At 44.5% G+C, this 8931-nt stretch carries 6 protein-coding genes; all 6 read right to left on the bottom strand.

The window, feature by feature from the left end; all coding sequences use genetic code 11:
- Positions 1-62: 62 nt before the first annotated feature.
- Positions 63-1436 (bottom strand): aspartate kinase, encoded by a 1374-nt coding sequence (locus VIP81_RS13275; protein WP_331961207.1) that lies wholly within the window; start codon positions 1434-1436, stop codon positions 63-65.
- 29 nt (positions 1437-1465) lie between these two features.
- On the bottom strand, positions 1466-2539 hold the full coding sequence (locus tag VIP81_RS13280) for an Ldh family oxidoreductase (RefSeq protein ID WP_331961210.1): 1074 nt from the start codon (positions 2537-2539) through the stop codon (positions 1466-1468).
- A gap of 11 nt (positions 2540-2550) precedes the next feature.
- Positions 2551-2862, bottom strand: coding sequence for a DUF3467 domain-containing protein (locus VIP81_RS13285; protein WP_133808729.1), 312 nt, complete (start codon positions 2860-2862; stop codon positions 2551-2553).
- 114 nt (positions 2863-2976) lie between these two features.
- Positions 2977-4446 carry a SusD/RagB family nutrient-binding outer membrane lipoprotein gene (locus VIP81_RS13290; protein WP_331961215.1) on the bottom strand — a complete coding sequence of 490 codons (1470 nt, stop codon included), beginning with the start codon at positions 4444-4446 and terminating at the stop codon, positions 2977-2979.
- Positions 4447-4489: 43 nt separating this feature from the next.
- A complete protein-coding gene (locus VIP81_RS13295) occupies positions 4490-7807 on the bottom strand; it encodes a SusC/RagA family TonB-linked outer membrane protein (protein ID WP_331961218.1) in 3318 nt (1105 codons plus the stop codon).
- Between the two features lie 66 nt (positions 7808-7873).
- On the bottom strand, positions 7874-8092 hold the full coding sequence (locus tag VIP81_RS13300; protein ID WP_331961221.1) for a hypothetical protein: 219 nt from the start codon (positions 8090-8092) through the stop codon (positions 7874-7876).
- Positions 8093-8931 lie beyond the last annotated feature (839 nt).

Here is an 8931-nt window from a genome sequence, read left to right on the forward strand (position 1 = left end):
GTATAAAAAAATGCCACGGAAAATTTTCCGTGGCATTTTTTTATACGCTAAATATTTATTGTCTATTCCAGACCAAACAGCCCTTTATTCAGCACCTGCAATGTTTTTTCTTTAAACTGACCGTTGATCAGGATAGAGATATTATGCCTGCTGCCACCATAAGAGATCATACGCAAAGGAATTTCTTCAATGGCATCAAATAATTTGGTGATAATAGAAGGAGTAGCTGCTACTTCGTTACCTACAATAGATACGATGGTTTGATGGTAGTCCAGTTCTACTGTACCGAATGGTTGCAATTCTTTCAGGATCTGATCCAGGTATTGCTGGTTATCGATCGTGATAGACACTGCTACTTCGGAAGTAGTAATCATATCGATCGGCGTGCGGTATTTTTCGAAGATTTCAAAAATCTTGCGGAGGAAACCATAGGCCAGCAGCATACGGCTGGATTTGATTTTAATAGCAATGATGCCATCTTTCGCGGCAATTGCTTTTACGCCATTACCATTAGGCATTTCAGTAATGATAGTGCCTTTGGCTTCCGGTTGCATGGTATTGAGCAATTTCACCGGAATATTAAAATGTTGTGCAGGCCAGATAGAAGCCGGATGGAGAATTTTAGCACCGAAGTAAGCCAGTTCCGCTGCTTCATCAAAAGAAAGCTGCTCAATGGGGAAAGTTTTATTCACCACACGCGGATCATTGTTGTGCATGCCATCAATGTCTGTCCATATCTGTACTTCATCTGCCTGGATAGCCGCACCAATCAGGGAAGCGGAATAATCGCTACCACCACGTTTCAGGTTATCCACCTCTCCGCGAGCGTTGCGGCAAATATAGCCCTGGGTAATAAATACGGTATGTCCTTTATGTTGGCTGATCAGGTTAGCCAGCTTAATTTTTATTTTTGGAATCTCAGGTTCTTCATACTCATCGATACTCATGAAATCCAGTGCAGGCAACAGTACTGCGGGGATACCAGCTTCTTCGAGATATACACAGAACAGGCGGGTAGATAATAATTCGCCTTGTGCAAGAATATCTTTATTCAGCGCTTCATTGAAAGATATCTTCAGGATGATATTCAGAAATTCGAAGTGTTCATCAACAATCGCCTTGGCATTTGCGCGGCCGGCTTCCTGTTTCACCAGATCATTGCAAAAGGTGCGGTAGTGGTTTTCCAGCTTATCTATCTGCTGTTTGGCCTGTTCCTTCTTACCTTCTGACAGTGACTGACTAATTTCCACAAGGGAATTTGTGGTGCCTGACAATGCAGACAGGACCACAATTTTCTGATCATTATCTGCTGTGATCAGTTGCGATACCGACTGCATACGCTCTGGTTTTCCCACGGAGGTTCCACCAAATTTTAACACTTTCATCTGAATGTTTTGTTTTGCTTTTGCTACCTGAAATCCAGCACGGGGCTTCATTTCCGGCATTTTTTATGAACGATTATGATTTAAAAATTTAAATTAAACTTTGCAGCTACTTCCTTCATATCCTTTACCACAGGGGCTATTACAGGAATTCCCTTTTCCAGTCTTTCGTGCTGCATTTCTCTTTCAGGATCGCCAGGTATCAATACCTTTTTCCCGGCTACCGGTTCAGCGGCTCTGAAGCGGCTGATCCAGGTATCCATATGCTGCTTAAACTCTTCTGCCGGCCGGAACGCATCGACACGCATCGCGCCGAAGAAGTGTCCAAGTCCCTCTCCTACCGGATCGGGCGCCAGTGGCAGAAAACTTACAAAAGGAGGCGCCCATGGCCCATAATTGGCGCCTGAAAGAACGGCCGAAAATATATCAACTATTGCTCCTAAACAATAACCTTTATGACTTCCATGTTCCCGATCGCCGCCCAATGGCAGTAAAGCCCCACCATCTTTGAGTTCATGAGGATTTTTGCTCGGATTCCCTTCTTTATCCTGTATCCAGCCGTAAGGAGCTTCCTCATTTTTGCGTTGCAGGATTTCCAGTTTACCATTTGCCGCCGTAGTAGTAGCAAAATCAGCTACAAAAGCCGGTTGCTCCTTTGCCGGAATGGCTACTGCAATAGGATTGGTGCCCAGCATCCGTTCTATAGAGAAGGTAGGCGCTACCAACGGACTGGCATTAGTCATGGCCATGCCTATCATGTCCTGTTCCAAAGCCATCATCGCATGATAGCCGGCAATACCGAAATGATTGGAATTTTTCACACTCACCCAACCCGTACCTACAGCTGCCGCCTTCTTCATGGCTACTTCCATGGCAAAAGGCGCTACCACCAGGCCCAAGCCAGCATCACCATCAATAACAGCGGTGCTGGGTGTTTCATGAACAATGCGAATATCAGGACGGGCGTTGATCCGCTTTGCCTCCCATAAACGAACATAGCCCGATAAACGGGCTATTCCATGAGAATCAATCCCACGTAAATCTGCGGATACCAATACTTCACTGGCCAGTGCAGCATGTTCCAGGCTACAACCCATGTGAATAAATACTTCACGGGTAAATTCCCTCAAATGATGATAAGAAAAAATATGTTCCATCTGACAACTAGTTAAGCCTGAGCGGTAGGTCCACCGAAATTCAAAGGTACGGATACCTGCTCCTGATCCTGGATCGGGCCGTGTACAGATTCGTATTTCTTAATATTATCCAGCATTGCTTTCATAAAACGTTTGGCATGCTGTGGAGTGAGTATTATACGGGATTTGACCTTCGCCTTAGGCAGACCGGGCATCACATTCACAAAGTCTACCACGAATTCGGCGTTTGAATGAGTAATGATAGCAAGATTCGCATATTGACCCTCGGCGATTTCTTCATTCAACTCTATATTAAGCTGATTCTGTTCTTCCTGATTTTCCATGTTGTACGTTTTTGCCGTACAAAAATAGAAAAAGAGGACTCAAATGAGTCCTCTTTTTTTAGAAACAGCATATTCAGTCTTTTAATAGTCAATTTTCCGGATCAATCAGCGACGTTAATTTACCCCTGTTCTCGTGTCCCAGTACATTTGCTTGCCCCAGAAGTTATCTTTCACCAAACCAATATAAGGTCCACTATTGGCGCCGTTAGCAGTCGTTTCACTATTCGGGTAAGGCAAATGGAAGGAGGTGCGTGTATGGCCCGGATAAGGAGATCCCTTTGCGGCGGCCAATAAGGGTACATCTGTTCTCCTGGTTTCTGCCCAGGCCTCATGGCCATCTTTAAACAGGGCAATCCATTTCTGCAGGTATATCTGCTTTACATCGCCCGTCCATTTTACGGCGGCACTTGTTTTATATCCTTCGCTGCTAACTTTGTTCTCTGCCAGCGAAGCGTCAATACCATCTTCGTAGGCCTGTTGTGCGCTCACGCCTACATTCCAGCCATTAGCGGCTGCTTCAGCAAGAATAAACTTCACTTCCGCTACACGCATATACGGTGTAAATCCTTGCCTGTTATCTCTGAAAGTAGCGCCGATTCTCGAATATAGCGAAATAGAAGGCAGTTTCTCATTATCGGGTATACCAATACCAACGCCACGATATTTGCCATCACTGGCGGGTTTGGCATAAACAGGTAAACGGGGATCACCCAACTGGGTTAGCGTATTTACCAACACATCGCTAACGGCATGGTCATCACGGTTATTATCGTACCTATCAGAAGACCACGGCTCATTGTAAGGTTTACCTCCAGGCCAGTTCAGGAACGCATTATCACTGTTATCGGTCATGATAGGGTATTTCACAGGATCTCCTGCAATTTCTTCAATATTTGATTTGGCTGTTGCCGGCTCTATCTTGCTTAAACGGATGGCCACCCTTAACCGCACAGAATTACAGAACTTACGCCATAGGGATAAGTCTCCCCCAAACAGGAAATCTCCGTCGCCCAGTGCATCCGGACTGTTTTTCGCAAACAGGTCATTCGCAGTTTTCAGATCCGCCAGCAAGGACGCATAAATAGCTTTCTGCTCATCATATTTTGGGGTAATAACACCGCCATTACCCTTCAAGGCATCAGAATAAGGGATGGCTCCCCAGGTATCCGTGGCTATTTGTGCCACAAAAGCTTTGAATGTAAGTGCCACTGCCTGCTGATTCACTTTATTACCGGCAACGGCATCGGTAATGGTACTCTGCAGGTTATTTAAAACCCTGTAATGATACGTCCATATATTCTCCATGACGGAGGCTCTGAATACATTACGCGACTCATCTATATACTGTATCTTACCGAGATGGCCACCAAAGCACTCCGGCTCATTCATATCTCCCCAGGAATCATAAACGAACTCTCCATAATAAGCAATCGAATAGGCCAGCAGATTATTACCTGGCGCCGCACCCGGCGTGTTGGGGTTTACGTTTATGCCTTCAAAACTTTTGGTGCAGCTTCCGCTGGTGATAAGCACCAACGCTCCCACGATGATACCTGTTGAAAATCTTCTTTTATACAGTTTCATAATAATAATTTTAGTTAAATCATCCATCTGTCTCACGACGATGTTAGAAATTCAGATTTAATTTCAGACCAATGCTTCTGTTAGAAGGAATCTGGTATTCTTCTACGCCGAGTGCCGTAGGATCTGTTCCAAATCCGGTTTCCGGATCAATGCGTGTTATGTTACTCTTATCCACATACAGCAGTGCTACGTTCTGTGCAAACACAGACACACCGGCACTTTTCAGCCATGTCCATCTCGTAGTCAGACTAGCGGGCAATGTATAGCCAAATTGTATGGTGCGGAGTTTTATAAAAGTACCATCCATGATATCGAACCGGGTTCCGGAGGATGCGCCATCATAGGAAAGATATTTAAATGCCTTGTCTGCAGCTACCACCGTTGTATTGGGGTTACCATTGGCGTCTACTACTTTTCTGTCGGCCAACAGGTCTTTGCCGATTACCACGCCGGTTTCACGGATATTACCTGCTGCAGTAAAATCCATCACGCCGGTATTCGCACCAAACATCTGCGTTACGCTGAATATATCGCCTCCTTTCCTCATATCGACCAGGAAGCTGAGTTTAAAGTTGCGATAAGAGAATGCGTTATTGATACCACCAAGCCAATCGGGGGTGACATTACCAATTACCTGATCGTTTTTGAAACTTGGCAATCCCTGTGCGTTCACTATCACGGCACCTGTTTTAGGATCTGTTACATAATCAGCTCCCCTGATCACACCAAAAGCTTCGCCCGGAATAGCTCCTACTGTAACAGCCCATGCGGTAGCCACCGGGAACCAGGTCACCTTTTGACCGGTCACAGGGTCTGTGTACAGTTTATTTACCTGGCTGGAGTTCTTCGCCCAGTTAATGGTCATATCCCAGTTGAATCCATTTTCCTTCCGCAGAATACCCAGATTCAATTGCAGTTCCAATCCCTTGTTCTGAATTTCGCCGGCATTAATCAGGCTGAAATCAGCGCCGGCAGCGGCGGAGATGCCTACCGGCATAATTTGGTTGGTAGTTATTTTGTTGTACCAGGTGGCATCCAGATTCAATCTGTTATTCAGGAAATGCAGCTCAGCACCCAATTCCATACTGTTTGCTCTTTCAGGTTTCAGGTTCTTTGGAGCCAGGGTATATGATTCGTGATAAAGACTCACACCACCAAACGTAGCAGATTGCGGCACATAACTTCTGATAAGCTGGCCGGGGTCCGTTCCGTTACCTACCTGTGCATAGCTTGCACGAAGTTTACCAAAAGTAAAGACCGAAGAATTTTTCAGTTGCAGTGCATCACTGAAAATCCAACTCAGACTGGCGGAGGGATAGAAATAAGAAAGGTTGCTGGCGGGCAGACTGGAGTTCCAGTCATTACGGCCCGTCACGTCCAGGTATAACCAATTGCGGAATCCCAGTGAAGCCTGCGCAAATACACTATTAGAGCGAAGATGTGACGTTGACATGGAATTGATCACAGACCCTCTTGCATTACCGATGGTGAAAAAGTCCGGCACGGTCAGGTCGTTTGCGGTAGCTGCGGTGGTTTTATTTTTATTATCGCGATAGTTTCCACCAGCAGTGTAAGACAGCGAGAAATCATTACCTAGTTTTCCGCCACCTGTTGCTATCAGATCGGCATTCACCTCACTCTGATTAATATTCCAGTCGGTAAACTGACCACCTTGTCCGGTGGCGAAGTTGCTGATAGCAAGATAGCTGGTGGTTTGCTTCCTGGATTCGGCATACCAGTCGGTACCGATACGGCCCATCAAACTAAACCATTTACTGAACTCGTAGGAAAGACTGGCATAACTGATCAAGCGGTTTTTGGTACGCCCGTTTAGATTTTTATATAAACTCAGATACGGATTATCGTGGTAGCTCGCATTCCAGTTATAAGGAGTGCCCGTGGCAGGAAACGCAGGACTGGGCAGGAATTTGTCCCAATTATTCTTAAGATCATTCACGTCTACCTGGCGGCCGAACCAGCTACCCAATGACTGTAAAGGGTTGAATTCATTATAACCCTGCCCTACAATATTTTCATTGAGTGTTTGTATATAGTTGGCCATCGCTTCAAACTTCAACTTATCGGTCAGGTTCTGCGAGGTATTTAACATCACTGTATACCTTGTTTGGTCTGTATTAGGAATAGTACCTGTTTGCCGTTGGTGGCCCAGTGAAAGCCTGGTACTACCCTTGCTGGAATTCGCAGACAGTGCCACACTGTTGTTGAGTGTAAATCCGGTTGTGAAGAAATTTTTCACGTTGTTAGGACGAGAGATCCAGTCGGTAGGTGTTCTGTTACCATTCGCATCGAGCGGACTATTATACTGAGGCAATTTTAGTCCGATATCGAGCCTTGGGCCCCAGCTTTCATCCACACCATCATTTACACCATCTCCCAATCCGTCAACATAGGCAAATCCATTCTCTAATGCCCAATCCTGGTACGACAGCGGATTATTAGGTGTTTGATTCTTATATAGATTGTACCAGTATTCACTGCTGGTAGAGCCTTGTCCGTATTTATTCTGGTACTTCGGCAGGATATATTGTTTTTCGAATGAAATACCGCCGTTGTAAGTTACCCCAATGCCTTTGAACGCAGATTTTCCGTTCTTGGTAGTAATCAGGATGACCCCATTTCCTGCCTGATATCCGTATAAAGCCGCAGCATTGGCGCCTTTCAGGATGGAAATAGATGCTACGTTTTCGGGATCAATATCCTGGATGCCATTACCGTAATCTACTGCAGAAGGTTGACTGGTAGAAGTGTTGGTGATAGTGCCTGGTACCACCTGTGTTTGTGGATTATTGATTTGAATGCCATCCACTACAATCAATGGTTGGTTTTTGCCGAACGAGTTGTAACCACGCAACACTATGCTGGTACTGGATCCAACGGCACCGCCGTTGTTATTGATCTGTACGCCGGCTGCTCTGCCGGACAATGAATTTAAAATGTTGTTTTCGTTCGTTTGCGTTAATTCAGCGCCTTTAACTTCCTGCACTGCATATCCCAGCGCCTTCCTCTCTCTTTTAATACCTAAGGCTGTTACTACTACTTCGTTGATGGTTTTGTCTGATTTTGTCAGACTAACATTCAGGATACTTCCATTCACAGTTACCTGTTTCGTTTCAAAGCCAAGACCGGAAATAACCAGTACCTGGCCATTTGCGGCCTCCAGTTTAAACGCACCATTCGGATCCGAAATAGTACCTTTTGCTTGTCCCTTAAACTGAATGGTAGCCCCGGGTACAGCATCACCGTTGGTTTCGGTGACTTTCCCGGTGATAACTTTTGTTTGTCCGATGACGGTTGCCAAACATAGCAATAGCATCGTTGTTAATAAGCATTGCTTTCTCATAAACGGCTTGTTTTATTTTAAGTTTAGTTTGTGTGGTCCAGAGTGGACATGGGATAGGATCCGGCGTTAACAGTGGCTCAATGTTGATGGAATACCCGATAGTGCCATTGGTTGAAACATCCTGCCAGCACATACGTTGGCGCCGGTATCGGTACCTTTCCACTGGATATCGGCAAACGGAATTACGTTGCCATCACTACCCTTAATAATACCTGTAGCCTGCCCGATGGGGGCCAGGTTTACGCTTGCCATAAGCACGGCAAAAAGGAGTAAGACCTTCTTCATAAAAGTTCAAGTTTGGTTGAAAAAGAAATAAACATTGGGTTGTAGAACTGCTTAACTATTGGGCAATAGCTTCGGGTTACGTCAAATATAATTTGACGATTTCTCATGCAAACGGTGAAAGTATGGACATAGGTCACCCGCACCGCACAAGCCTGTACGATTCATTAAGCAATCAGTCATCCTGTTCCCGGAGCTACGGAAAACACGAATGAATACGTGCCATGTATTGCAATGGCATTGCGGCTATGTAAAAGGAGAGGAACCTTTTTTCATAATCGGTTCAGATTTTGGTTGTATAAATATCGATCTTGTTTTGGCATCAAATAATGCCACCGTCATTAATCACAGGCGATTATTCCTTATCCTATAGTTGTCAAACAGACACTATTGATATTCTTCAGCAAATCATGGAAAGTTATAAATGATTATTTTATAGCTGATCGTTTGCAAACAAATAATAATTACAGGAGCGTGGGCTATTGAAGTGCGCTAGTTGTGTCTGACTAATTCCGGGCTAAAGTGATAGTTGTCGAGTTTGTTGTTGATTGTGGTCAATCGTAAGAGAAACTTAGTGCGTGTTTCCCGACTTTTATTATAAGCCTGCCTTGGTCAAGCAGGCATTTACTCATAAAGCAAAATATGATTTAGATTTCGGTTGACATACACAAGTTAGAAAAAAAAAGTACGCGGTCCAACATCTACTTAACATTATTTTAACGACAAGTAAAGATTATAAGACAATAAGCTGATAATCAATATTAGCGATTACATAAATAAAATATTTTTTTTACCGGCTGATTAAATACTGCAGTTGAAACTGAAACATTGTTTTTTCACTT

The organism is Chitinophaga sp. (genome assembly GCF_036566945.1).
GTDB lineage: Bacteria > Bacteroidota > Bacteroidia > Chitinophagales > Chitinophagaceae > Chitinophaga.